A 25,481-nucleotide genomic window follows, 5' to 3' on the forward strand; every position below is an offset into this window, starting at 1 on the left:
CCTTCAGATCAAATCGACATCCGAACGACTTCCTGGTAGGCCTGCACGACCTTGTCGCGAACCGCGACCGCCGTCTGCAGAGCCTGCTCGGCCGACATCAGCGCCTCAACGACCTTGCGGGTCGATTCCTTGCCCGTCATTGCCGAGATCGACGCCGCCTCGCCCGCCTTCAGCGTGCCTATCGCGTCAGTCGTCACCTGCTTCATCACCGATTCAAATCCGACATCGTCGGCGGACTGGATCGCGGTCGGCGCCGCGGGCGAGATGGCCTGCGCCTCGGTCGCGCGGGATGCGGCCTGGCCTGCGGAAATCGCCGTGGATGAAATCGCCTCAAGCATTGTCAGCTCCTCAGCAGGTCGATGGTCATGCCCAGCATCGACCTCACCTGTTTCACGACCTGGAGATTGGCTTCATAGGACCGGTTGACTTCCCGCATGTCCGCCATCTCGATCATCATGTTGACGTTCGGCAGCTTGACGTAGCCGGCCTTGTCGGCGGCGGGATGGCCCGGATCGTACTCCACGCGGTACGGCGTAGTGTCAACCCCGATCTCCTTGACCTTCGCAAGCTGTGCGCCCGAGGCGCGGTCCATGGCGGCATCGAACGTGATGGTCTTGCGCTGATACGGATCGGCACCGGCAGCGCGGCCCGTCGACGTCGCGTTGGCAAGATTTTCCGATACGATGCGCATGCGCGTCGACTGGGCTTCGAGCCCGGAGCTCGCGACCGTCAATGACGCTTGCAGTGAGTCCAGCATGTCAATTCACCTCAGCTCTTCGCGCTCGACAGCAGCATGCGGTGAAACGATCGCACGACCGCCGAGTTCATCGAGTAGTCGCGACTGACGTCGCTGCCCTTGATCATTTCCTGCTCGAGGCTCACGGAGTTGCCGGAGTGAACCACTTCCCAGCTGTCCTTTTTCGCGGTCTTCCGTGTGTCGGTCTCGGCGGCGGACAATTGCATGTGCGAAGGCGATGTCGTCGCGAGCCTGACCGGCGTGTTGTCGAGCACCTTGTTGAAGGGCTCGACGTCGCGCGCCTTGAAGCCAGGTGTGTTGGCATTGGCGACGTTGGTCGCGATGGTCGACTGGCGGAGCTCGAGGTAGCGCGCCTGCGACGATGCGAGTTCGAAGAGATAAAGCGGTCCCACGACTGCCCCATTATGATTCATTAAGGAGAAGTTTAGGGCAGCAAGCTTTCGTCAGGCTGATGCAGCCGACGTCATCCTCGGAAATCTACTGAACCTTCTCGGTCCGCGGCGCCTGCTTGGACTGGAGGAAGTAGATGATCTCGGCGACCGGCCGGAAGAACTCCGCCGGAATCACCTGATCGACCTGCACCGCTTCATAGAGTGCGCGCGCCAGCGCTTTGTTCTCGATCACCGGAATCCGGTTCTGCTCGGCGACTTCGCGGATCTTCAGCGCGATCACGTCCATGCCCTTGGCGACGACCATGGGCGCGGCGTTTTCCTCGCGCTTGTAGCGAAGCGCGATCGCGAAGTGCGTCGGGTTCGCGATCACTAGCGTCGCGCGCGAGGCGGAGGCGATCATGCGTTGACGCGAGCGGTCACGCGCCAGTGAGCGCAGGCGCGCCTTGATCAGCGGATCGCCCTCGGCCTGCTTGTGTTCGTCCTTGATCTCCTGCTTCGTCATGCGCAGCTCGCGCCGCCAGTGGAAGCGCGCCCAGGCGAGGTCGATCGCGACCAGGACGATCGTCGCGATGCAGATCGCCGAGACGATCCGCATCGCGATGTTGAGAATCATCTCCGGCAGCGCGACCGGATCGGTGTACATCGCCTCGAACGCCTTCGCTTCCGACGAGCGCAGCACGAAGGCAACGACGGCCGTCACCGAAACGAGCTTGAACAGCGACTTGGCGAACTCGACGAGGCCCTGCGTTCCGAACAGCCGGCTCCAGCCGCTGATCGGGGAGATCCGCGACAGCTCCGGCTTGATGCGCTCCAGCACCAGGCGCGGCACATTCTGCAGCAACGATGCGGCGAGGCCGAACACCGCCAGGGTAACGAGCAGCGGCACCAGGAATCGCAGCGACTCGAGCCCCACCGCGGTGAGCAGGTTTCGCGCGTCCGCACCGTTGCTGAGCGGGAAGCCTTCGGGATCGTCGAGCAGGCTCTTCAGCGTCAACGTCAATTGCTGCGCGCCCTGGCCGATCAGGAACGCCTGGATCACCATCAGCGCGGCCATCGAGGCGAGGATGGAAGCCTCCCGAGAGACCGGGATTTTGCCCTGTTCGAGCGCATCGCGGACTTTCTTCTCGGTCGGCTCTTCTGTCTTGCTCTCCTGATCGGATGTTTCTGCCATGCCCGTTCAGCGGTCAGCGGAAGACCAGCTCATCCTCCTGCTCGGGGTTGAGCTCGATTTCGCCCTTCTCCGCGAGCTCGAGTGCAAGGTCGGTGATGACGCGGCGCGCCTCCAGCACGTCGCGCTGGTTCGACGGCTCGCCGATGGCAAGCTCGTGCTCGACGACGCGGCGGACACGCGAGGCGACCGAGGACAGGATCAGTTCGCGGAAGTGCTTGTCCGTGCCCTTCAGCGCGATCACGATACGATCGGTCGGCACCTGATCGAAGATCATGGTACGTGCCTTCGGCGTCAAATTGACGACGTCGTCGAAGGTGAACAGCAGCTCCTTCAGAACTTCAGCCGACTTCGGCCGCTTCTCCGACAGGCTCTTCAGCATGTCCTCGATATGGCCGCGTTCCATCTTGTTGATGATGTCGGCGACGCGGGCGTAGGTGTCCGCGCCGAGGTTGCGGGCGAAGTTGAGCGTCAGGTCCTCGTGCAAGGTCTTCTCGAGGACCTTCATCGCGTCGTCGACGATGGGCTTGAGGCTGAGCACGCGCCGCATCAGCTCATTGCGCAGGCTCGACGGCAACTGGCTCATGACCTTGGCGGCGCAGGACGGCTTGACCTTGGACAGGATCAACGCCGCGGTTTGCGGATGCTCCTTGGAGAGGTACGTCGCCAGCGAGTTCTCCGACACCGACGAGACGCGGTCCCACACCGACCGGCTCGAATTGCCGAGCAGGTCCGACATGATCGCCGAGACCTGGTCGGCCGGAAGCACGTCGCCGAGCACGGCTTCCAGGCCCCCGATGGTGCCGAGAATGTTGGCGCCCATCGAGAACTGCTGGGCGAATTCCTCAACGATCGACTCGAGTTCCTGCGCAGTGATCGGCCGCAGTTCGGCCGCGGCCTTGGTGACGATACGGATATCCTGCGGCTCGAACTGCGCGAGCACGCTCGCGGCCGCCTGCCGGCCCATGGCCAACAGGAGCGCCGCGACCTTTTCCGTTCCGCCCAGCGTGGCGACGCCTCGCTGCTTGATGGGAGCGATGCCGACCTGTGCCGCCATGGTCAGGTATCACCCTGCCCCAGCGGTCCTACGATCTCCGTGAGCGAGACACCGAAGCGGGAATTGTCCTCTTCGACGACGACCACCTCGCCGCGGGCAACGACGCGGCCATTGACCACGACGTCGACGGGCTCGCCGACGCGGTGATCCAGCGGAACCACCGCGCCGCGGCCGAGCTTCATCAGATTCGCCACCGGAATGGTCGCCGACCCCAGCACCACCTGCATCGTGACGGGAATGCGCAGGATGGCATCGACATTGGCGAATTTGCCGGTTTCCTCCGCCGTGCGCGCGGCGATCTCCGCCAGCCGTTCCAGCGGAGACGCATCGGTCTCCGCCGATGCCGATGCAGACTCATATTCGAAAGATTGCGCCATTTGGTATCGCCTCTTGGTATTTCCGCTGCCGGAGCGCCGCGACGTTCCGATCGCACGTGTCCTGCAAGTCCCGAATTCAGTGCTTGTTCGCCTCGGTGCCGCTCATGGTCGCCGCCGGTTGCAGCCCGCTCCGCGCGTCGAGCGCCGCGATCGCCTCGTGGGCCTGATCGATCTTCGTGCTCAGCACGTTGGCGAGCCGGCCCAGATTAGCGGTGGAGTCATGCGCCGCGGTGATGACGGTGTCGAAGGCGCCCGCCGTCTCGTGGACGATGGTCGAGAACTCGCCCTGGTAGCTGCGCAGCCGCGCCAATTCGCGGTGCATCCGGGTTACCCTCATGCTGGTGAAGGCCAGCGCGATCAGCAGCACGGCATCAACGAGATAGGATATCATCAACGAACTCCCGCTTCTGATCGACGGGATCCGCCACCTGCATGGCGTAATAGCCATCAAGCTGGCCGATCTGGCACCAGAACAGCACCTGGTTGTTGCTCTCGAGCCGGGCGAGCGTGCGCGGCGTGGCCTCGAGCTCGAGCACCTGTCCGACATGGAATTTCACGACGTCGTCGAGCGATATCATCTTCTCGTCGAGCACCGCGCTCAGCGTCACTTCGGTGCGGTGAACCTCGCTCTCCATCTGCTCGCGCCAACGCGGATCGGTCGTGCGGCCGTCGCTGGCGGTGACGGTTGCAAGCTTCTGCCTGAGCGGGTTGAGCGCAGAGTGCGGAATGATCAGGAACATCTGGCCGCCGCGATAGAGCGCCTGCACCATCATGTTCGCGCAGATCGACATGTTGCTGGCGCGCCCGATCGCCAGCGACGCCATCGCCGTCTCGACGCGCTCGACCCGGAAGGTGACGTTTGACGTGCCGGCAAAGGCGCCCTGCAGCGCCTTGGCGAACCGCTCGAACAGCGCCTGGACCAGGCGAATCTCGATGTTGGAGAAGGTGCGCTCGACGTCGAGCGGCGGCTCGGCGCCGTCGGAGCCGAACATCGCCTCGACCATCGTGAACACGAAGTCGCGGTCCAGCATGATGATGACGCGCGAGTCCCACTGCTCGGCATAGAGCACCGCGGCAACCGCGTTGCCCTCGTAGTCCTTGATGATGTCGCCAAGCGGGTCGTTGGTGATGCCATTGACCGAGAAATAGCAGGGCGTTCCGGCCATCGGCTGCAGGCTGTCGGTGCACGATGCCGCCATGCGATCGAAGATCACATTGAGCATCGGCATGCGCTCGATCGATATGCCGGCGGCGTCCAGCAGATAGTTCGGCAGCTGCTTCCGCTGATCGACGTCCGCGTCTTCCATCATCATGCGCGCGCAGCCTTGGGTTCAGCGTCGGTCACGACGGCCTTGGGACCCGCGATCGTCTCGTTCTCGACGACATCGATCGAGGGCCGCTCGTTGCTCGCGATCATCTTGCGGCCGTGCTCGACGGCGATCTGAGGCATGGCGCCGTTCATGAACGCCAGCAGCGTCTGCTTGACGATGATGTAGGGCCGGCAGCGCTTCTCGCGCGTCATTTTGATCTTGATCGCAAAGGGCGAAAGGACACCGTAGGACAGGAAGATGCCGGCGAAGGTGCCGACGAGCGCCGCACCGATGAAGCCGCCAAGGAGCTTCGGCGACTGGTCGAGCGCGCCCATGGCCTTGATGACGCCGAGCACGGCGGCGACGATGCCGAGCGCCGGCAGCGCCTCGGACACCACCACGATCGAATTGTAGGGCGCCAGCTTGGCCTTCACGATGGTGTGGATCTCCTCGTCCATCAGCGCTTCGATCTCGTGCGTGCGCGCATTGCCCATGATGATGAGGCGGACATAGTCGCAGATGAATTGCAGCAGCGGCGGATCGCCGAGCACGCTCGGGAACGCCTTGAAGATCTCGGAGGAGGCGGGGTCGTCGATATGCGCCTCGACTTCGTTGCGCCCTTTGCCTCGCAGCTCGCGCATCAGGGCATGGAGCGCCCCGAGCAGATCGAGGTAGTAGCGCTCACCCGGCACCGCGCCAGTGATCGCCTGCATGCAGGCCACCCCGGTATCCACGACCGTTTTCCACGGATTGGCCACGATGAAGGTGCCGACCGCGGTACCCATGATGATCACGAATTCCCACGGCTGCATGAGCACGGCCAGATGGCCGCCCATGGCGGCAAATCCGCCAAGCAGCGCCGCTACCGTGATGAAAATCCCCACGAAACTGCCCAACGCGCCGCTCCATCGCCGATCCCGTCGGGAATATCTAGTCGGCGAGCCTTGCGCGAAGCTGGCTTCCCGGTCGCCAGCCCCGCGCAAGCATTTCGCGGCAGCTTGGGACGATGTCGCAGAAGCGGCCAGAGGGACGCGTGCCATGCTATCCACGATCGCGGACTACACCAGACTGACCAAGGACATGAGCAAGTCGCTGACCCAGGTCGCGACCGAGCCGGATGTCAGCCGCGATACCGACTACTTCCTGAGCCACATCGGCAACGTGAAGACCATCGACGATTTCCTGAAGGACTATCGCCTCTACTCCTATGCGATGAAGGCCTTCGGCCTCAGCGACATGACCTATGCCAAGGCGTTCATGCGCAAGGTGCTGACCGAGGGCGTCGCGTCCACGGACACCTTCGCCAACAAGCTGACCGACACCCGCTACAGGCAATTCGCCGCCGCCTTCAATTTCGCCGCCCTCGGCGACCAGGCGACCCAGGCGACCGCGGCAACAACCGGCACGGCGACCCAATACGTCACGCAGACGATGGAGGAGAAAGCCGGCGACCAGAACGAGGGTCTTCGGCTCGCGCTCTATTTCACCCGCAAGGCCTCCACCGTCACCACCGCCTACCAGATCCTGGCCGACAAGGCGCTGACCCAGGTGGTCCAGACCGCCATGGGCTGGTCGTCGACGATCAGCTCGTCCGACATCGACGCCCAGGCCAAGATGATCACGGACAAGATCGATCTCACCGATTTCCAGGATCCGACCAAGGTCACCAAATTCGTTCAGCGCTTCGCGGCAATGTGGGATGCGACCCAGGCCCAGAGCGACACCTCGACCAACCCCGCGCTGGTCCTGATCGGCGGCGCGTCGTCGACGTCGGTCAGCCTGGATACCGACATGCTCACGACGCTTCAGAACATCCGGTTCAACAGGTAAATCATGCAATCGGCTCTCTATGTGGGATTGTCGGCGCAGGTCGCCCTCGAAAAGCGCCTCCAGACGATCGCCAACAACGTCGCCAACGTCAACACGGCGGCATTCCGCACCGACGTGGTGAAATTCGAGACCGTGCTGTCCAAGGCGGGCGCGAACCCGGTCGCCTTCTCCTCGCCCGGCGACAACATCATCTCGCGCGAGATGGGCAGCATCACCGAGAGCGGCAATCCGCTCGACGTCGCCGTGGTCGGACAAGGCTGGATCGCCTTCGCCGGCCCGAACGGCACGGTCTATACCCGCGACGGCCGCCTCCAGATCGCCCCCAACGGCGATCTCCAGACCGTGTCCGGCTTCCCCGTCATCGATGCTGGCGGCGCGCAGATCACGCTCGACCCGAACGGCGGACCAATCTCGATCGCGCGCAGCGGCGCGATCACCCAGGACAACAACGAGATCGGCTCCATCGGCCTGTTCAACATTCCCGCCGACGCCAATCTCGAGCGTTACGGCAATTCCGGCGTCACGCCGGACCGGCCCGCGACCGCCATCGCCGATTTCTCCCGCGACGGTTTCAAGCAGGGCTATGTCGAGGGCTCCGGCGCCAATCCGATGATGGAATTGACGAAGCTGATCGCGGCTTCGCGCGCCTTCGAGGGCACCAATTCGATGATCGAGGGCACCGAGAGCTCGCTTCAGAACGCAATCCGGACGCTGGGCGAGCCCGGCAAGTAGACTTGAGTCAAGGTAGGCTTGAGTCAAAGTAAGATTTGCGCCTCGCGCGCATTGAGGGTGGACGGTTTCCTTGAACGCTCTTCGGCAACTCGAGTGGGCGCTGCTGGAGCTTCAGCAGAGCACTCCCCTGGCCAGCGTCAGCGGCGCGATCTCCGAGATCGCGCCGACGCATTTCCGCGTCTCCGGCCTGTCGCGCTTCGTCAGGCTTGGTGAACTGATCGGCGTCAACACCGGCGGCAAGCCGCAGATCGGTGAGGTGGTACGGATCGACAGCGAAGGCATCATCGCCAAGCCGTTCGACCGGCAGTTCGCCGGCGGCCTCGGCTCGGTCGCCTACCGGATGCCGCCTCTGTCCTTCGCGCCCGATCCGAGCTGGAAGGGCCGCGTCATCAACGCGCTCGGCGCGCCGCTGGACGGACAAGGTCCCCTCACCCCGGGATCGCGCACCGTATCGGCGGAAGCCGAGGCGCCTTCGGCCATGAAGCGCGCGCGCGTCCACAAGCCGCTGCGCACCGGCGTGCGTGTCATCGACCTGTTCGCCCCGATCTGCGCCGGCCAGCGCGTCGGCATCTTTGCCGGCTCCGGCGTCGGCAAATCGACGCTGCTTGCGATGCTGGCCCGCAGCCAGGGCTTCGACACCGTCGTGCTGGCGCTCGTCGGCGAACGCGGCCGCGAGGTGCGCGAATTCATCGAGGACGTGCTCGGCGCCAACCGGAGCCGCGCCGTCACCATCGTATCGACGGGAGATGAAAGCCCGATGATGCGGCGGCTGGCGCCGAAGACCGCCATGGCGGTCGCCGAATATTTCCGTGACCGGGGCGAATCGGTCCTGCTGGTGGTCGATTCGATCACCCGTTTCGCCCATGCCGCCCGCGAGGTCGCCCTCGCCGCTGGCGAGCCTGCGGTGGCGCGCGGTTATGCACCGACCGTCTTCACCGACCTGCCCCGCCTGCTCGAGCGCGCCGGTCCCGGCGAGGAGGGATCCGGCACGATTACCGGCATTTTCTCCGTGCTGGTCGATGGCGACGATCACAACGAGCCGATCGCCGACACCATCCGAAGCACCCTCGACGGCCACATCGTGCTCTCCAGGCACATCGCCGACCAGGCGCGCTATCCAGCCGTCGACGTTCTGGCCTCGGTCTCCCGCCTCGCCCACAACGTCTGGGACCCCGAGGAGCGCGATTTGGTGAGCAAGCTGCGCACCATGATCGCCAAATACGAGGACACGCGCGACCTTCGCCTGATGGGCGGATATCAGGCGGGGCGTGATTCGGGCCTCGACCAGGCCGTCGACATGGTCCCGAGAATCTACAGCGCCATGCGCCAGGATGCCTCGGCCGGACCAAGCGCCGATCCATTCCGCGAACTGCGAGACATGCTCAAGGGCGACTAGAGCATGATCGGCTCTGATTGGATCAGAACCGAAGCTAGATTCTTGTTTTGACGCGTTTTCTTCACGCGAATTGGTATCCACTCCGCGGGAAAACGCTCCAGCGGGGCGGCGCGCGGTCGGCGCGCCCATCCTCGCCGCCCTGCTCATGATCGCGACAGTCGATCACGCATGCCGCTACGCCTTCGGCGCACGCGCACCCGTTGCCGCTTACCGTTTTGCGCCGCGGGCGCATCAGCCGTTCGGTGGAGATCGGGCCGCCAGGACGAAAGCGATCCAGTGGACGGATTCCACCGTAATTGCCACAACAACCGCTACGTGTAATCCCTACGAGTTCCCTTGGCGATTCCCCGACGGATCGCACAAGTTGTGGATGACGCGCTGCTGCGCGTCACCGTCATGCACAAGCTTCAATCAATTTGCATCAACGGCAGACAACAACATGTTGTGCAATCAAACCGTCGTATACTTGCGTGCAAATGGCTTGTTCCACTGAGTATTGCGATCACCATCATGTGTCCTGACGAACGAGAATGTCTTGAACGTTACAATCGCTTCGAACGACATCCAGTCTCCGAGAGCGTCTCTACTTGATTTTGTTGAGAAGCTCATTCATCGTTTCGATGGAACATAAGAAACGTCTGCGTGTGACTTGAACTTCAGGGGCTACGGTTGAACAATTCCGATCTATCGTCCGGCTGTGACGGCAACTCGGGCTTTCGTTCGACGACGCCACGATTGGCATACCGTCATCGACACTGCTTCTCGCGCCGTATCTCGCAGCACTCGCCTGTCCAGGTCGGTTGCCGAGCGATCCGTGCTTTCGCGCGCGAGTCGGGCACTGTGCATGTGTTGGACGTTATGAGGGGTACGGCTTCTCGCGAAGGACTCGTGCGCAACGACGGAAGGCGGCTCCGGGGCGCCGCAGACGTGATACCCGGGGCAAGGTAGGAATTCATGCCGTTGGCACGCGAGGCCGTCGAGCTGCTGGTTCAGGCGGCCAGAGCCTGGTATTTTGAGGGCAATCAGCACGGGTTGCGTGATCGCGAATGGATGGCGCTGCGCTTTCTCGATCGCGCCAACAGGTTCTCGCGTACGCCGTCCGCACTGGCCGGCTTCATCGGCGCGACCCGGGCCACGGCATCGCAGATCGTGAAGACGCTGGAAGCCAAGTCCTTCCTGGTGCGAAAGCCCTCGCACGAGGACAAGCGATCCGTCGTGCTCCACGTCACCGCACAGGGCGCGAAGTGCCTGAGCCAGCACGACCCGATCAATCACGTGATGAACGCGGTCACGTCTCTCGGCACCGACGAATGCATCAGGCTGCGCGACTCGCTCCGCGAGATCCTCAATCACCTCGACGCGGCCCATCAGCGGCTCGATGCCAGCATCTGCCGCGACTGCATGTTTCTCGCCGAACGCAGTCCCGGCACGGGCAAGGGACGTGCGAGCGCCGAGTTCATGTGCCGGTTGTACCGCGCACCTGTTTCCCTCGAGGAGACCGAACTCCTCTGCACCAGCTTCGAGCGCACCCGCGACCGCCCGAAGATCGAAGGGCATCTCGACCGCCCGCGCGTGGCGAGCCAGGGGTGAGACGAGACTTCGCTGCTTGACGCGAACGGCGGGGCGCGCAACTTCCGGGCGTATGCCCGAGCAAGCGTTGCGGAAAATTTCGCGAGCACATGATTCTTTGAAACGCGGCCCCGGCTCTTTCGTGTCCCGGACGCGCTGCATGCGTCCGGGGCACGAGATCGATGGTGCAGACTCTCTCCAAATCGTCGTTGCGAGCCAACGGGTCCGCGCAAAGCGCGGCCCGATGACAGGCTCCGCGAAGTAGTCCGGACTGTTTCCGCGGAGAGATTCTGGATTGCTTCGCTGCGCTCGCAATGACGGAGCAAGGGGCGGCATCGCAGTTCTTCGGCGTGCACTCGTAGGATGGGTAGAGCGAAGCGAAACCTGTCGACGCTTTCATTGACGCCGAGACACGATGGGTTTCGCAAGTGCTCTACCCATCCTACGGCCCTGCAGACACGCCTTCGCATCCTCGCGGCGCATTTCGCCCGAGCTTTGCCTGGTCTCTCACCCTCATGAGCCAAGAGGGCGCAGGGAAGGCCGGGTGCCGGCTGGCACCCGCGGTCCGCTGCGCGAAATGGAGCGCAGGAAGAACCGCACAACGGCATACAGGTGAAGCCCAACACACGGCCTTCCCTGCGCGGTGGGTTGACGGCTTATGCCGTGCTCTCCCGGGAGCCGAGTTCCTTCTGGCCTCCCTCACCCCGGCGAAAGTCGCGGACACCGCGCCGGTTGACGCGCATGCCGCATCCGCCAAGGCTTGACCGTAGCAACGACGGCCAGGACCACACGGTTTTGCCGTACGCGCGTTCGTTGGCGCCACAGGGTTTTCCCGCGCTGTCGACGTAGCGGGAAAAATGTTGGCGAGACGAACTCACAGCGCCGCTCATCCAGCGCGAAGCCTTGGGGCTCACGGAGAGCAATCCGCCCTGCCCTTGGCCTCGCGCCCGACGCTGCCGCGTCCACCGCAACCCGCCTCGCGAAACGTGACGACACAAGATCGCCCCTCAAGGACGAGCCGGGATGGGCGACACATACGTCGTTTCCGAATTTCGGTAAAGTAGAATATTTTCGCGGCGAAGGCTTGACGGCTGCGCGGGTGTTTTGCCCGTCGGGCAACGATGCGGTCCGTAGCCCGGATGGAGCGCAGCGCATTCCGGGATCTCGCCACCAGCCACAGCGGTCCCCGATTACGCGGAGCCTGTCATCGGGAGCGCATTCGCGCGACCCGTTGGCTCATGCGGGCTGCGAATCGTCCCGCTCTGCCGGACGACATCATTCGTCTGGTTGCGCTTGAAAGTGATTCCCGGGAGCTGCGATCGGCCGCGATGATGCGGGCTGGACAATAAAAAAACACCCGGCGGTTTCCCGCCGGGTGTTCGTCGAAACGTTTCGACTGATCTTACCAGTTGCGCTGAGCGCGGAGCAGCAGGGTGATGCTGTCCTGATCCTTCAGCTCGTACAGAGCAGCCGGCTTGGCGGTCGTGCCGGCGCCGGCGTAACCGACGGTGCCCGAGTACTTCTGGTCGAGGTGGGTCCAGTTCAGGTCACCCGAGAACGTCAGGTTCTTGACCGGGGTCCAGCGGGTGATCAGGCCGATCTGACCGACGGCGAAGTCCGGGTTACAACCCGTGACGCCAGCCAGGCCACCGAAGACGCCGCCCGCACCGCCGACGCCGCAGAGCGCGGTCTTGGCGACCGTGCCGTACTGAGCCTGAGCGTAGGCACCGTAGAGCGCGGTGTTCCAGTAGGGATCCCAGTTGTGGGTGTAAGCACCGCGGAAGCCCCAGGTCTTAACCGTCTCCTGCGAGCCGCCGGTGATGTACACGGTGTCCGGAGCATAGGCGAAGCCGACGCTCTGGTAGGCAACGCCGGAGCTGCCGAACATCGAATACGAGCTGCCCGCCAAGTTCTGGAAGTTGTAGCGAGTCGCACCGTCGGTGTAGACGCCCTGGATGTTGATCACGTCACCCGCACCGGTCGGGATGTTCTTGATCGACAGAGCGAGCTGAACAGCCCAGCCCCACTTGTCGTCGGGGTGGCCAGTCGTCTCGGTCGCGCCGTAGTAGGCAACGTGGTTGTCATGCGCAGCCACCGACGCCTGGAAGAGACCCCAAGCCTGGTCGACACGGACCATACCGACGAGGTTCGGCGAACGGGTACCACCGATGGCGTTGGTGCCGTAGGTGCCACCAATCATGCCACCCGCGGTCGCGCCGGTCAGGTTCACGTTGCCGGCCTGATAGTAGGCCGAAGCGTCTTCAGCCGAGAACGCGGCCGTCACGCCCTGACCGAAGTCAGCGGTGTAGGTGAACTGGGTGACACCGGTGACGGTGCCGCTGCCGCCGACGAGACCGTCGAAGTTGTTGCCGGGATAGTTGGTCCAGGGCGCGTCGAACTGCGACACGGCCTTACCCATCGTGAAGCCGGCGAACTGGATGAAGGCGTAGTACACGCCGAGCGAACCGGCCGAGGTGTTGCCGTCGGTGCCGTTGATCGACGAACCAACGAGCGCCGGGGTGGCACCCGAAGTGTTGAGGCCGAGCGAGCCGGTGTAGACGGTGCCGCCCGTGGCGGAGCCGGTGCCCTGATAGCCGCCGGTCGTCCAGGAGAACACGCCGTCGAAGAAGGTACGGACAACGCCGTATTCGGTCGCGGTGCGCGTGTCGATGTTGAGATCTTCACGAGCGCGCATGGTGTAGTAGTTGCTCAGACGGTTGTGCGCACCGGCCGGGGAGCCGTTGGCAGCGCCGTAGGAGCTGTTGGTGCCCAGCGCGACTTCAGCGCGCAGGTAGCCACCCAGCTTGATGCAGGTGTCGGTGCCCGGGATGTAGTAGAAGCCGGCGCCGTACAGCGAGCAGATCTTCACGTATTCGACGGCCTTGGCCTTCACGGGAAGATCGGCGGCGAACGCACCGGACGCGGCCATCAGGCCGGCAGCCGAGCCGAGAAGAAGCGTCTTCGTAAACTTCATTAGTAAACCTCCAGGTCGGTTCAGGGGGCCCGGCTCCTCGACGGAGGCCGCTCTACCCTCTTCAATTTCCGTTCAATTCAGATCCGCACTGAAGGTCCGGACTGAAACGACAGTGAGGTGCCCCCCCTCCGTCGTGGCCCACATATAGTTTATAAAAACAATCGTCTCAATTTATTGATTTAATGAATTGTAAGTTCGGGACGAGTTGTTGCCCATGCGCAACAGGACCGACCAAAGCCCTATACAAGCTAATGAAATTTAAAAGAAAAAGCCCTCAGGGGGCATCCCGAGGGCTTTCTTGGAGGTCTCACATTGCTGTCCATTGACACGGTCAATGGCAGTGAAATCTGAGTGGGATGAGACGTAATTTAATTAATTGTTTTTTGCAAGCATTAAACGATTGAGCCGTTTCCGACGTGCAGCGTCAGCCATTTTCGTTAGTGCGCGATATTCGAGACGCCTCCCAAATATCCCATTAAAAGAATGATCTAGGGGAAACGGGAGAGGCCGCATGATCGAGAAAAAACTCGACAGGGCAATTACCGACTTCATCTGGAATGTCGTCGAGATCAACTCTCAGCTGGAGGACATCCACACCAGCTGGGCCGGACTGTTGGGCATCACCGAGCCGCAATGGCTGATCCTGATGGCGATCACCGAATTAGACGAGGGGCCGGGAGTCGCAGGCATCGACGTTGCGAACAAGCTGCGGGTCCACCCGGCCTTTGTGACCAACCAGACCAAGAGCCTGGAAAAGGCCGGCTTCCTGTCGCGCCGGCCGGGAGCCGACGACGCGCGCTTCGTTCTGATGTCGCTGACGGCAAAGGCGACCACGGAAATCGAAAAGCTGTCCAAGCGAAGGCTCGCCTTGAACTCGACCATGTTCAACGAGCTCGACGAGAAGACCCTGGCCGACCTGAACGCTGCGCTCGCAACGATCGCGAAGAACGCCCGGCTGGCGGCGCGATTGCTGGCTATCGATGTTTCCTGATCGCTGGTGCAGGCGCGGAGTGAGCGAGCGCCTCACCCTTCGAGACGACCGCTTTGCGGTCTCCCCAGGATGAGGCTATGCGGCATCTTTGCCTGTGGAAATTGCGACCGCGCACGCCGTCCTCATCCTGAGGGTCCGCCAGATGCGGGCGTCTCGAAGGATGGCCGCAGGCGAGCCTCCCGCTCCATTTCTCTACCTATGCGATAGCCTCGCCGGCTAGAGGTAGGTCACGGGACCAAGCTGGCGGGCAGCGCCAAGTTTGCTGTCGAGCCATTCGAAAATGAAATCGTCGACAGCGATGAAGTTCTCGACCTCGCCCAGCGGATGCGGGATGCGGTTGGGCACGACCACCGAGCAATCGCCTCCGGCCTGCCGATAGCCGGCTTGGAGCTCGAGAGCATCCTGCTCCCATACCATTGAGCGGCTCCCGACGGCCAGGAGAAGCGGGCATGACATCCGGCGCGACGGCAGCGACGGACCCGTCGAGGCGCCGTCATGAGCGGCCTGCTCAAAGCCGGTCATCCAGCGGAGTGAGGCCCGACGCATGACCGGCGTCAGAAGGCCTCCGTCGCACACGGCCGCAGCGATCCGCCTGTCAGTGAGGGCGAGGCGGGACGCTTGAGTGGCGCCCGCCCCTTCGCCATAGATGGCGATCCGCTGCGCATCGACATCCGGCCGAGCCGCAAGATAGTCCAGCCAGCATTGAAGCACATGCTCAGGCTTGAAGGTGCGGCGAACGGATGAATTGCCGGCATCGACGAGCAGGAGCGACATGTTTCGGCGGGGTGAAGCCGCCAACAGCCTGCTCATCATCGAGCCCAGGGTGATTTCCTCGTCGCTGACGCAGATGACCGCGGGTGCGGACGGCCCGTGACGGATCACCGGGAGAAAGAAGCCTGTCAGCGCCCCCTCACCGAAGCAATCGATCTTCACCCGCTCGACCGCTGGACCGGCGTCATCCTCGAAGCCCCTCAGGCTGATATCGACCTTGTCAGCGAGGCCGGCACTCTCGGTATCTCCCGGACAAGACAAGCTTCTCGCGACTTCAAACGCCGTCAGCGCGCACAGCCACGCTTCCCGTGCGACTTGCACGGAGCGATTTTTGCGGGCGGATTCGGCGAATGTGCGATAGTCGTTTGCGATCCTCAACCAGTCCAAAACCCACAGATGCCTCTGCGCCCCACGCGCGAGTGCTGCAATGGACAGGCTCTCGAAAAAACCGGACGCGCGATTCCGCAGCCGCGCCAGACCTCGGCCGGCGCCGTCGCACGAGCCGTGAGGCCAATGATCGGATTCCATGTCAGTCACCGAACGGCACCGTCAACGATTGCGCGGACATGTGCCCGGACCTGCCGGCTTCGCGTTCAGCGCAGAGCCCTGAATTCCTGCTCGATGCGACCACAGGAGAGCCTGATCGTGTCCATCGCGCCTGCGTCCGGCGATGACCGCTCCGTATTCGCTTCGCGTGGCGAAGACACTGCGCGAAACGGCCAGTCTTCCGAGCGAGCCACCTTCGATGGAAGGTTCAGGCCGGCTCAACTTAATAGGCACTTCCAAGCTCCAATAATGCGACGCCGTTTTTTTGGCGCCGGCACTCTTACATCTTTTACGACCGCAGTTTTGTAGTTTTTTGTTGCGATCGACGACTAAAAAATAGCTTCCGCTTGATGACAGAGGAGGCGCGACTGTCTCGGCCCTCGTCGTGAAAGTCTTATGGTTGCATCCGGTGCACCGCCAATCACGAAAAGGGTGAAGGATGCGGCCGATTGCCGCTTCATCGACTTTGGCGGGACGCGGCGGCAGGAAGCATCGACGTCTCGCCATTATGACGTCTCGCAAATATATCGTGTCACGATATATTACTCTCGCAGAACCGCACCGCGACGAGCGAAACATTTGACAATCGAAGCTTCTGTATACCCGAATATCTTCAGCACGGATTCGCGGGTAGTTTCTCCCTTGGGCGACAACAAAGCCGCGTAGCAGATCGAGCGCGGCGCGACCCGGGAAAAGGGCGAGCGGTCCCATAGGCGATTGATCATCGCCCCGTCCGGCCGGACACCTTGCTCCTTGTATGCATTATCCCAGTTGCCATCCTCGGGCGGTTCGCTTTAGATGCCGGCAACTCGCCCGCGGATGACGGCCGGGGCTCAAAAATCACACACATTTTCAAAGGGACGGAATATGGCGCGTAACATCCTGATTCTCGGGGCTTCCTACGGCTCCCTGCTGGGCACGAAGCTGCTGATGGCAGGGCACAACGTGACCCTGGTTTGCCGCGCCAAGACCGCGGAGCTGATCAATCGCGACGGTACCGAGGTGCGCATCAAGCTGCGTGACGAGGCAGTGCACCGGGCGATCTTCTCGCGCGACCTGCCCGGCAAGCTCGATGCCGTGACCCCGGCCAATGTCGACCTCTCGCGCTATGACATGGTCGGCCTTGCGATGCAGGAGCCGCAATACACCAACCACACGGTCCGCGTTCTCATGGTCAGGATCGCCGCGGCGAAGCTGCCGTGCCTGTCGATCATGAACATGCCGCCGCTGCCCTACCTGAAGCGGATTCCCTCGCTCGCCGACATGGATCTCGAGGAGGCCTATACCAATGCGCAGGTGTGGGAGCGCTTCGAGCCAGGCCTGGTGACGCTGTGCTCGCCCGACCCGCAGGCCTTCCGTCCGCCGGAAGAAGCCGCGAACGTGCTTCATGTCGGCCTGCCCACGAACTTCAAGGCGTCGGCCTTCGCCGACGAGAAGCACAACAAGGTGCTGCGCGAGCTCGAAGCCGAAATCGACGCGGTCACGCTCGACGGCCACGACGTGCCCGTGAAGCTGAAAGTTTTCGACTCGTTGTTCGTGCCGCTTGCGAAATGGTCGATGCTGCTGACAGGCAATTACCGCTGCATCACGCCGAATGAGCCGCAATCGATCCGCGACGCCGTGCACGGTGACCTCGCGCGCTCGCAGACGATCTACGACCATGTCGACGCGATCGCCCGCCGCCTCGGCGCCGATCCGCAGGACCAGGTGCCGTTCGCGAAATACGCCAAGGCCGCCGAGAGCCTGCTCAAGCCGTCATCGGCCGCGCGCGCGGTGGCGAGCGGCGCCCCCTTCATCGAGCGCGTCGACCTCCTGGTGAAGCTGATCTCGCATCAGCTCGGCACCCCCAATCCCGAGATCGACCGCACGGTCGAGACCGTGGACCTGAAGCTGAACGAGAAGATCGTGCAGGGCGGATCGGGCGCGCAGTAGCGCCCTTCCAGCGACGTCAGCGCTTTAAGAGATCAGGCCGGTCACAGCAACGAGCGTGACCGCGCCGGTGGGGGTGATCAGGCGGCTGAGCGTCGTGCCCGGTGTCAGCCACGCCGTACGCGAAGTCATCTCGCGCAGCACTGTTCCCAGTGTGACGCAAACTCAACAAGAGTGATCGCGGGTCATTGATCACGCGATCGTGTCGCCTTCACCTCGCTCCGGCTGTCGCCCGCAAATATCACGTGTGCGTGAAGCGAAGCCATATTGCCCGTCATGTCCCAGCGTTGCACGGCGTGAAAACGCGTTGTTTCCGCTCGAACTGAACCAAAGCGCACAAAATCCCTCTCCACCGCACGCGCAGATGAGGTCCCGCCCCTCATCCGTGATCCTTCATTTGCGCAAGCGCTGCATGCACGCGCGGCGGGCTCGTCTTCTTGTCTCGGGAATAGGGGTGAGCAACATAGCTTTGCAAGTCAGCTGTCTTTTACGGCTTTTTCCAGACACTGATTTGCAGTCCCTGCGTTCGGGATCCAGACAAGAACAAGCGAAGAAAAACAAGCAATGGATCAGGCCATGCTGAGCGTCGCCCGCGCGGTAGAGGCAGGCGCGACGACGATGAGGGGCGTGATCGACGCCACCGGACTGTCCCGTCTCAAGATCGAACGTGCGTTGAACGCGCTGGAGAAGCAGATGCTGCTGGTCCGCGACGGCCAGGGCTTCCGCGCGACCGGCCTGCCGAAGACGGCCCGGCCCGCCCGGCAATGCGGATCGTGCAACGCCTGCTGCGATATTCTGGAGGTGGCCGGCGTCGACAAGCCGGTGAACCAGCTCTGCAAGCATTGGCAGGCGGGTACCGGATGCAGCATCTATGAGCGCCGCCCGCAGATGTGCCGGTCCTTCGTCTGCGCCTGGCTGCAGGGCCATCTCGACGACGAGTGGTTTCCGGCGAAGTCGGGCATCGTGGTGCATTTCAGCCAGGATGCCGTCAACGTCACCGTCGATGACGATTGTCCCGATCGCTGGCGCGAGGAGCCGTATTTCAGCAAGCTTGCCGAATGGTCGCTGAACGGCATCAGGCGGATCGGAAACCGCGGCTACGCGACCCTCGTGGTCTCCGGCGAAAACCGGTTCCTGCTGCTCGGGCGCACCATCGTTCCCGATCCGACGCTGTTCGGAACGGCGTTCCTGCCGCTCACCGCCGACACCTTCCGGTTCTGGCGGGCGACATCGCCAGAGCATTTGCAGCGGCTGCACGAGCGCATCGCCGAGATCGAACGGATCAGGCAGGAATTCGGCTCCTGCGCGATCCCCGGGAACGAGGACGACGATCCGCAAGCCCCTTACCGGCCCGCACTTCTACGGCAATCGAATCACGCCTGAACTCCGCCGTGGGCAACACGGCATGATTCGCGCCGGAACGCTCGACGCGCCCCGGCCGGATTGATAAGCCCCTGTCCGCTGATGATGGGGACTTGAGTCGGGGACATGACGGTTGCGATCGAGATGGGGCAGACCACGGCAGGCGCCGCGGCGGCCATGGACCTCGAGGAACTGCTGGCGACCCGTCTCCTGGTGCAGGGCAATTCGGGCTCCGGCAAGTCGCATCTCCTGCGGCGGCTGCTCGAACAGAGCGCGCCCTGGGTGCAGCAGGCCATCATCGACCCCGAAGGCGACTTCGTCACGCTGGCCGAGCATTTCGGCCATCTGGTGATCGAGGCCGAGGACCACACCGAGCGCGGCCTACAGGTCGCCGGCGAGCGCGCGCGGCTGCACCGGGTCTCCACCGTGCTCAATCTCGAAGGGCTCGACGCCGAGAACCAGATGCGGCGTGCGGCGGCTTTCCTCGGCGGTCTGTTCGATGTCGGCCGTGACCATTGGTACCCGATGCTGGTGGTGGTGGACGAGGCGCAGCTGTTCGCACCGGCGGTCGCCGGTGAAGTCTCGGACGAGGCGCGCAAGCTTTCGCTCGGCGCGATGACCAATCTGATGTGCCGCGGCCGCAAGCGTGGGCTCGCCGGCATCATCGCGACCCAGCGCCTGGCAAAGCTTGCCAAGAACGTCGCGGCCGAAGCCTCAAACTTCCTGATGGGCCGGACCTTCCTCGACATCGACATGGCGCGCGCGGCCGACCTGCTCGGCATGGAACGGCGGCAGGCCGAATCCTTCCGCGATCTCGAACGCGGTCAGTTCATGGCGCTGGGACCTGCGCTCTCGCGCCGTCCGCTGCGTCTCAACATCGGCGCGACCGACACCAGCCCGCGCAATTCCACGCCGCGACTGATGCCGCTGCCGGAAGCGACGCTCGAGGACATGCGCGCCGTGATCCTCGCCGCGCCGCCGCCCGATGCCAGCCGGCCGCAGCGCCGGCCAGCGCCCGACTTGCTCGAACAGCTCCGCGCCGCGAAGGCGGCCGCGACGCCGGAGATTCGCACCGAAGTAGTCGAGGCGCCGGTCAGCGCCGAAGAGCTCGCCGAGCGGCGCGAGCGCGTGGATCGCACGCTGCGTGCCGTGCTCGCCGAGCCCGATGCGGGCTTCCGCGCGGTCGGCGTGCTCTACCAGGAGTTCGCGGTCCGCTGCCGCATCGAGGGGCTCGGCGCGGCCGTGCCCGACCTCAACGAATTCCGCCGCATGCTGACGCATGCGCGCGCCGGGCTCGGCACGGATCTCGCCGAAGACGACGCCTGGCAGGACGTGTCGCTGCGCGCCTCGATCCTGCCCGACGACATGCAGGGCGTGTTCATGATGATCGCGCGCGCGGCGAAGGAAGGCTGGCCCTGCCCCGGCGATGCCGCGATCGCGCGTGCTTACGGCTCGCATTCGCTGCGCCGCGCCCAGCGCCTGCTCGGCTACATGGAGGAGCAGGGCCTGATCGTCGTCCAGCTCGACGGCGGCGGCCGCCGGATCGTGACGCTGGTGGAGCTGGCCTGGGCCACCGCGCCCGGCGATCCCAATGGCGACGACCTGCCGGCGGAGCCGGTTCAGAGCGCGGCTTCGGCCTGAGCCGGCGGACTGGAGAGCGCATCCGGCGCGCGCCGCCGCTCATCTGCAAATATCCTGCGATAGAGCAAGACCGAGACGAGCCAGGCGAGCGCGAACAGCGCGATCACGACGAAGCCGACATTGGCGAGCGACTCGTTGAGGCCGTCGACCAGCGTCCACACGCCGCCGGACAGGCCGAGGCGGTCGGCGATCAGGCCAAGCGCCTCGATGCCGCCGATCAACAGCGCGACCGCGACGGAGGTACCGGTGATCGTGAGGTTGTACCAGAGCTTTCGCAGCGGATCGACGAAGGCCCAGCGATAGGCGCTGACCATCAGCGCCGAGTCGGCCGTGTCGACCAGCGCCATGCCTGATGCGAACAACGCGGGAAAGACCAGGATATCGGCGAGCGAAGCGCCACGCGCGGCTTCGCTCGCGGAGATGCTGAGCAGGCCGATCTCGGTCGCGGTGTCGAAGCCGAGCCCGAACAGGAAACCAAGCGGGTACATGTGCCAGGGCTTTGTCACCAGGCGAAACATCGGGCCGAGCAGCCGCGCCAGGAATCCGCGATTGACGAGCAGCCCGTCGAGGCCTGCGGCGTCGTGAACGCCCTGCTCGCGCGCCGCGCGAAACGTCCGCCACAGGCCGGCGAAGATGACGAGATTGATGGCCGCGATCACGAGCAGGAACAGCGCCGACACCGATGTGCCGATCAAGCCACCGATTTCCCTGAGCAGGCTGTCGCCGCCAAGGTTCACCACGCCCAGCGCCAGCAGCACGGTCGCGACCACGACGATTGTGGAATGGCCGAGCGCGAAGTAGAGGCCGACCGATCGCGGCGCATCGCCCGCCTGCATCAGCTTGCGCACGACATTGTCGATGGCGGCGATGTGATCGGCGTCGACGGCGTGGCGCAGGCCAAACACCCAGGCCAGCAGCGCCGTCGCCATCACCGTCGGCCGGTCACCGAACGCCGCGAAGGCCCAGGCCCATGCGGCAATGTTGGCGGCGATGAGCCCGCCGAACAGCAGCACCATTCCGGGCTCGACCGCCCGCCAAGACCATTTCGTCACGACAACCATTCCGTCCGCCGCACGCCCTATGGCGGCACCGGTATGATCTTTTCACAAAATGGTCACACTGACCACCCCCGGAAGCGCTGGTGCGTCCGATTACGGCTACGCCGCCTCGGACCCGCCGAGATAGGCGTCGCGCACACGAGGATCGTCCTTCAGCGCCCGCGCCGGGCCCGAGAGCACGATCTTGCCGGTCTGGAGCACATAGGCCTCGTGCGCGATCTCGAGCGCGAGGCTCGCATTCTGCTCGACCATGAACACCGACACGCCGTCCTGGTTGATGGTGCGGATCAGCTCCAGCACGCGGTCGACATAGAGCGGCGACAATCCCATGGTCGGCTCATCCATCACGATCATCCTGGGACGGCTCATCAACGCGCGTGCCATTGCGACCATCTGCTGCTCGCCGCCCGACAGCGAGCCCGCGCGCTGCGACAGCCGCTGGCCGAGTTTTGGGAACAGGGTGAGCATCTTGTCGAGATCCTGCGCCACCGCATCGCGATCGTTGCGCACGAAGGCCCCCATCAGGATGTTTTCGCGCACGCTCATGTCGGCGAACAGCCGCCGCGCCTCCGGCACCGAGGCGATGCCGCGGCGAACGATCTGCGGCGTGGTCAGTCCGAGCAGCGAGGCACCGTCGAAGGTCACGTCGCCCGAACGCGGCTTCACGAGACCCAGAATGATCTTCATCGTCGTCGATTTACCGCTGGCATTGCCGCCGAGCAGGCAGACGATGTGACCGCGGCCGACCGTGATCGACAGGTCGAAATGGACCTGGGCCTGGCCGTAGAACGTGTTGACATCAGACAGCGTCAGCAGCGGTTCGGGGACATTGTCGGTCATGCCGCGCTCTCCTGCTCTGCCGTCCCCGACAGGCCGTGGCCGAGATACGCCTCGATCACCTTGGGATCGTTGCGCACCTCTTCGCCCGGCCCTTCCGCGATCTTCTTGCCTTCGTCCATGACGATGACGCGGTCGGAGAGACGCATCACCATCTCCAGCTTGTGCTCGATCAGGAGAATGGTCAGCCCTTCGGCCTTCAGCTCGGCGACGAGCGCCTGCATCTCCGCGGTCTCGGTCGGGTTCATGCCGGCGGTCGGCTCGTCGAGCAGCAGCAGGCGCGGCTTCAGCGCGAGCGCGCGTGCGATCTCGACGCGGCGGCGGTTGGCGTAGGACAGGCTGTAGGCCGGCTGGTCGATCCGCGGCAGCAGCCGCTCGCCGAAGCGGACGAGGATGGCTTTCACCTCGTCGCGCAGCCGCTCCTCCTCGGCCTTGACGCTGGCCGGGCGCAGCAGCGCCAGTCCCAATTCCAGCAGCGGGCCGATCACCGGCACCGCCGGCTTCACCGCGCGCAGCCGCGTATGGGCGCCGATCAGGACATTATCCATCACGCTGAGATTTCCGAAGACGCGGCCAAGCTGGAACGTGCGCGCGATGCCCTGGCCAGCGAGCCGTTCCGGCGACAGGCCCGTGATGTCCTGCCCTTCGAAGCGGACTTCGCCGGCGTCGGGCCGGTCGAGCCCGGTGACGAGGTTGAACAGCGTCGTCTTGCCGGCGCCGTTCGGGCCGATGATGCTGATGAGCTCGCCCCTGGCGAGGTCGAGATCGATGGCGTCCACCGCGGTGAGACCGCCGAAACGGCGCGTCAGCCCGCGCAGCGACAGCATGGGAGACTGCTCCGCCATCACATCGTCCCCAGCAGGCCCTGCGGCCTGAACCGCACGAGCAGCAGCAGCACGATGCCATAGATCAGGATGCGATACTCCGCCGCGATCCGGAAGACTTCCGGCAGGCCGACCAGCGCGACCGCTCCGAGAATGGCGCCGACGACATTGCCTAGGCCGCCGAGGATGACGACAGTCAGAGCCAGGATCGACTGCTGCGTATTGAAGGTCTCGTGGTTGATGTAGGAGTAGAGATGCGCGGCGATGCCGCCGCTGACGCCGGCGGCGAACCCGCCGAAGATGAAGGCCAGCGACTTGTAGCGGTTCAGGCTGAGGCCATAGGCGCGCGCGGCGATGTCGTCGTCGCGAATGGCGCGGAAGCTGCGGCCGAGATGCGACCCGAGCAGACGCCCCTGCAACAGCGCCAGCACGACCATCACTGCGAAGCTGAACCAGTAGATCGAGGTCGGGCTGATCAAATCATAGCCGAACAGCGACAGCGGCGGGATGCCCGAGATGCCGATCGGACCGCGGGTGACGCTTTCCCAGTTCAAAATCACCAGCGACACGATCTCGCCGATGGCGAGCGTCGCGATCGACACATAGTGCCCGCGCAGGCGGAACGACGGCGAGATCAGCGCCGTGCCGAGCGCGGCGCTCATCAGGCCGCCGCCGATAATGGCAAGGCCGACGGGGACGGAAAAATTGAGCGACAGCAGCGCGGATGTGTAGGCGCCGATCGCCAGCAGCGCCGCATGTCCGAGCGAGACCTGCCCCACCGTGCCGGCAACCAGCGTCAGGCTGAGCGCGAGCATGCCGAGCAGCCAGGCGTTGATCAGGGTCTGGAGCACGTAGAAGGACACCGGGAAGAACGGCAGGATCGCGAACACGCCGGCCGCAATCAGCAGCGCCCAGCGCGGGATGCGCACCGGGCGGCTCGGCGCGATGAAGGTGCCGGTGAGCGGCTCGGGCGGTGCCTGCCGGGCGCTGGCGAACAGCCCGTTCGGACGCAGCACGAGCACGATGACGAGAAGCAGGAACGCGAACAGATTGCGGTAGCTGGTGCCGAACACCGCGACGCCGTAGCTTTCGACGAGTCCCAGCAGCAGGCTGCCGATCACCGCGCCGGGCACGTTGCCGGCGCCGCCGACGACTTCAGCGACAACGCCCTTGAGCGTCGCCTGCAGGCTCATCGCAGTGTCGATCTGGTTGTAGTACATGCCGACCAGCAGGCCGGAGACGCCGCCAAGCGCGGCCGCGATGCCGAACACCGCCTGATTGACGCGGTTGACGTCGACGCCCATCTGCATCGCGGCGTCGCGATCCTGCGAAGCGGCGCGCACCGCCCAGCCGAGCTTGCTGTAACGCAGGAACACGAACAATAGCAGCGCACTGGTGAGGCCGACACCGGCGATGAGCAGATCAAGAGGCCCGATCGTGCCGCCGCCGACCTGGAAGCGAACGTCCGGCAACTGGCTCGGCAGCGCGCGCGGATTGGGCGAGAAGGTCAGCATCACCAGCTGGTCGAGCACGAAGCTGATGCCGATGGTCGCAAGCAGCGGCGCGATGCGCACCGAATTCTGGAGCGGACGCAGGCCGAACCGCTCGATGATCAGCCCGACGATCGCCGCGGCCACCGCGACCACGATGATGGTGAGCGGCAGCGGCGTATGCAGCTGCACCACTGCGACCCAGCCGATATAGGCGCCGACGAGATAGATCGAGCCCTGCGCGAAGTTGATCAGCCGGCTGACGCCGAAGATCAGCGCGAGCCCGACCGCAACGAGCGCGTAGACATTGCCGACGATCAGCCCGTTGATCGTGTAGTCGAGCCAGGAAGACACGCAGCGTTCCTAATCAAGGGAGAAAGCGGCCGGAGCCCTAAAGCGCGATGAGATATCGCGCTTTAGTTTGTTTTTGCGCATGATCTTCTCGAAAAATCGCTTCGCACTTTTCCGGA

At 64.1% G+C, this 25,481-nt stretch carries 23 protein-coding genes; 8 read left to right on the forward strand and 15 right to left on the reverse strand.

Translation table 11 applies throughout. The features are described 5' to 3' along the window. Positions 1-8: 8 nt before the first annotated feature. From NLM15_RS36700 to motA, 9 genes are all read right to left on the reverse strand, one after another. A complete protein-coding gene (locus tag NLM15_RS36700; protein WP_254122826.1) occupies positions 9-338 on the reverse strand; it encodes a flagellar hook-basal body complex protein FliE in 330 nt (109 codons plus the stop codon). Positions 339-340: 2 nt separating this feature from the next. Continuing rightward, positions 341-757, reverse strand: a complete 417-nt coding sequence (gene flgC, locus NLM15_RS36705; protein WP_074120477.1) for a flagellar basal body rod protein FlgC — start codon at positions 755-757, stop codon at positions 341-343. A gap of 11 nt (positions 758-768) precedes the next feature. Continuing rightward, complete coding sequence (gene flgB, locus NLM15_RS36710; protein WP_254122827.1) at positions 769-1,170, reverse strand: flagellar basal body rod protein FlgB; 402 nt, start codon at positions 1,168-1,170, stop codon at positions 769-771. Positions 1,171-1,234: 64 nt separating this feature from the next. Then, a complete protein-coding gene (gene flhB / locus NLM15_RS36715) occupies positions 1,235-2,320 on the reverse strand; it encodes a flagellar biosynthesis protein FlhB (protein WP_254122828.1) in 1,086 nt (361 codons plus the stop codon). 13 nt (positions 2,321-2,333) lie between these two features. Continuing rightward, complete coding sequence (locus tag NLM15_RS36720) at positions 2,334-3,374, reverse strand: flagellar motor switch protein FliG (RefSeq protein WP_254122829.1); 1,041 nt, start codon at positions 3,372-3,374, stop codon at positions 2,334-2,336. Between the two features lie 2 nt (positions 3,375-3,376). Then, the gene (fliN, locus tag NLM15_RS36725; protein ID WP_254122830.1) at positions 3,377-3,751 is read right to left on the reverse strand and encodes a flagellar motor switch protein FliN; all 375 of its coding nucleotides are present in this window, start codon (positions 3,749-3,751) and stop codon (positions 3,377-3,379) included. Positions 3,752-3,827: 76 nt separating this feature from the next. Beyond that, the gene (locus tag NLM15_RS36730) at positions 3,828-4,142 is read right to left on the reverse strand and encodes a hypothetical protein (protein WP_254122831.1); all 315 of its coding nucleotides are present in this window, start codon (positions 4,140-4,142) and stop codon (positions 3,828-3,830) included. After that, positions 4,123-5,064: a flagellar motor switch protein FliM gene (locus tag NLM15_RS36735; protein WP_254122832.1), complete on the reverse strand. Its 942-nt coding sequence runs from the start codon at positions 5,062-5,064 to the stop codon at positions 4,123-4,125. Before NLM15_RS36735 ends, NLM15_RS36730 begins: the two co-directional genes overlap by 20 nt. Continuing rightward, a complete protein-coding gene (gene motA / locus NLM15_RS36740; RefSeq protein ID WP_254122833.1) occupies positions 5,061-5,957 on the reverse strand; it encodes a flagellar motor stator protein MotA in 897 nt (298 codons plus the stop codon). Before motA ends, NLM15_RS36735 begins: the two co-directional genes overlap by 4 nt. 142 nt (positions 5,958-6,099) lie before the next feature. On the opposite strand from motA, the gene NLM15_RS36745 reads away from it, so the two are divergent. From NLM15_RS36745 to NLM15_RS36760, 4 genes are all read left to right on the forward strand, one after another. Then, positions 6,100-6,891 carry a DUF1217 domain-containing protein gene (locus NLM15_RS36745; protein ID WP_254122834.1) on the forward strand — a complete coding sequence of 264 codons (792 nt, stop codon included), beginning with the start codon at positions 6,100-6,102 and terminating at the stop codon, positions 6,889-6,891. A gap of 3 nt (positions 6,892-6,894) precedes the next feature. Further along, positions 6,895-7,623 (forward strand): flagellar basal-body rod protein FlgF, encoded by a 729-nt coding sequence (gene flgF, locus NLM15_RS36750; protein WP_254122835.1) that lies wholly within the window; start codon positions 6,895-6,897, stop codon positions 7,621-7,623. Between the two features lie 70 nt (positions 7,624-7,693). Beyond that, on the forward strand, positions 7,694-9,019 hold the full coding sequence (fliI, locus tag NLM15_RS36755; protein WP_254122836.1) for a flagellar protein export ATPase FliI: 1,326 nt from the start codon (positions 7,694-7,696) through the stop codon (positions 9,017-9,019). 954 nt (positions 9,020-9,973) lie between these two features. Continuing rightward, positions 9,974-10,609 carry a MarR family winged helix-turn-helix transcriptional regulator gene (locus NLM15_RS36760; protein ID WP_254122837.1) on the forward strand — a complete coding sequence of 212 codons (636 nt, stop codon included), beginning with the start codon at positions 9,974-9,976 and terminating at the stop codon, positions 10,607-10,609. A gap of 1,381 nt (positions 10,610-11,990) precedes the next feature. On the opposite strand, the gene NLM15_RS36765 is transcribed toward NLM15_RS36760, so the two are convergent. Next, positions 11,991-13,562: a porin gene (locus NLM15_RS36765; RefSeq protein ID WP_254122838.1), complete on the reverse strand. Its 1,572-nt coding sequence runs from the start codon at positions 13,560-13,562 to the stop codon at positions 11,991-11,993. A gap of 511 nt (positions 13,563-14,073) precedes the next feature. Here NLM15_RS36765 and NLM15_RS36770 point away from each other — a divergent pair. Beyond that, positions 14,074-14,553, forward strand: a complete 480-nt coding sequence (locus tag NLM15_RS36770; protein ID WP_254122839.1) for a MarR family winged helix-turn-helix transcriptional regulator — start codon at positions 14,074-14,076, stop codon at positions 14,551-14,553. A gap of 216 nt (positions 14,554-14,769) precedes the next feature. On the opposite strand, the gene NLM15_RS36775 is transcribed toward NLM15_RS36770, so the two are convergent. After that, the gene (locus tag NLM15_RS36775; RefSeq protein ID WP_254122841.1) at positions 14,770-15,852 is read right to left on the reverse strand and encodes an alpha/beta hydrolase; all 1,083 of its coding nucleotides are present in this window, start codon (positions 15,850-15,852) and stop codon (positions 14,770-14,772) included. Between the two features lie 885 nt (positions 15,853-16,737). Here NLM15_RS36775 and NLM15_RS36780 point away from each other — a divergent pair. The 3 genes from NLM15_RS36780 (at position 16,738) to NLM15_RS36790 (ending at position 20,802) form a co-directional block, all read left to right on the forward strand. Beyond that, positions 16,738-17,802, forward strand: coding sequence for a ketopantoate reductase family protein (locus tag NLM15_RS36780; protein WP_254122843.1), 1,065 nt, complete (start codon positions 16,738-16,740; stop codon positions 17,800-17,802). A 561-nt stretch (positions 17,803-18,363) separates the two neighbouring features. Continuing rightward, positions 18,364-19,182: a YkgJ family cysteine cluster protein gene (locus NLM15_RS36785; protein WP_254122845.1), complete on the forward strand. Its 819-nt coding sequence runs from the start codon at positions 18,364-18,366 to the stop codon at positions 19,180-19,182. A gap of 105 nt (positions 19,183-19,287) precedes the next feature. Further along, the gene (locus NLM15_RS36790) at positions 19,288-20,802 is read left to right on the forward strand and encodes an ATP-binding protein (RefSeq protein ID WP_254122847.1); all 1,515 of its coding nucleotides are present in this window, start codon (positions 19,288-19,290) and stop codon (positions 20,800-20,802) included. On the opposite strand, the gene NLM15_RS36795 is transcribed toward NLM15_RS36790, so the two are convergent. From NLM15_RS36795 to NLM15_RS36810, 4 genes are all read right to left on the reverse strand, one after another. Further along, positions 20,781-21,818, reverse strand: a complete 1,038-nt coding sequence (locus tag NLM15_RS36795; RefSeq protein WP_375166952.1) for a HoxN/HupN/NixA family nickel/cobalt transporter — start codon at positions 21,816-21,818, stop codon at positions 20,781-20,783. The two genes, NLM15_RS36790 and NLM15_RS36795, sit on opposite strands and share 22 nt — an antisense overlap. A 141-nt stretch (positions 21,819-21,959) precedes the next feature. After that, positions 21,960-22,700, reverse strand: coding sequence for an ABC transporter ATP-binding protein (locus tag NLM15_RS36800; RefSeq protein ID WP_254122851.1), 741 nt, complete (start codon positions 22,698-22,700; stop codon positions 21,960-21,962). After that, positions 22,697-23,542 carry an ABC transporter ATP-binding protein gene (locus NLM15_RS36805; RefSeq protein ID WP_254122853.1) on the reverse strand — a complete coding sequence of 282 codons (846 nt, stop codon included), beginning with the start codon at positions 23,540-23,542 and terminating at the stop codon, positions 22,697-22,699. Before NLM15_RS36805 ends, NLM15_RS36800 begins: the two co-directional genes overlap by 4 nt. Further along, positions 23,542-25,365, reverse strand: coding sequence for an ABC transporter permease (locus NLM15_RS36810; RefSeq protein WP_254122855.1), 1,824 nt, complete (start codon positions 25,363-25,365; stop codon positions 23,542-23,544). The genes NLM15_RS36805 and NLM15_RS36810 overlap by 1 nt, the downstream gene beginning before the upstream one ends. Positions 25,366-25,481: the final 116 nt, after the last annotated feature.

This window comes from Bradyrhizobium sp. CCGB20, from assembly GCF_024199855.1.
In the GTDB taxonomy this organism is placed as follows: Bacteria; Pseudomonadota; Alphaproteobacteria; order Rhizobiales; family Xanthobacteraceae; genus Bradyrhizobium.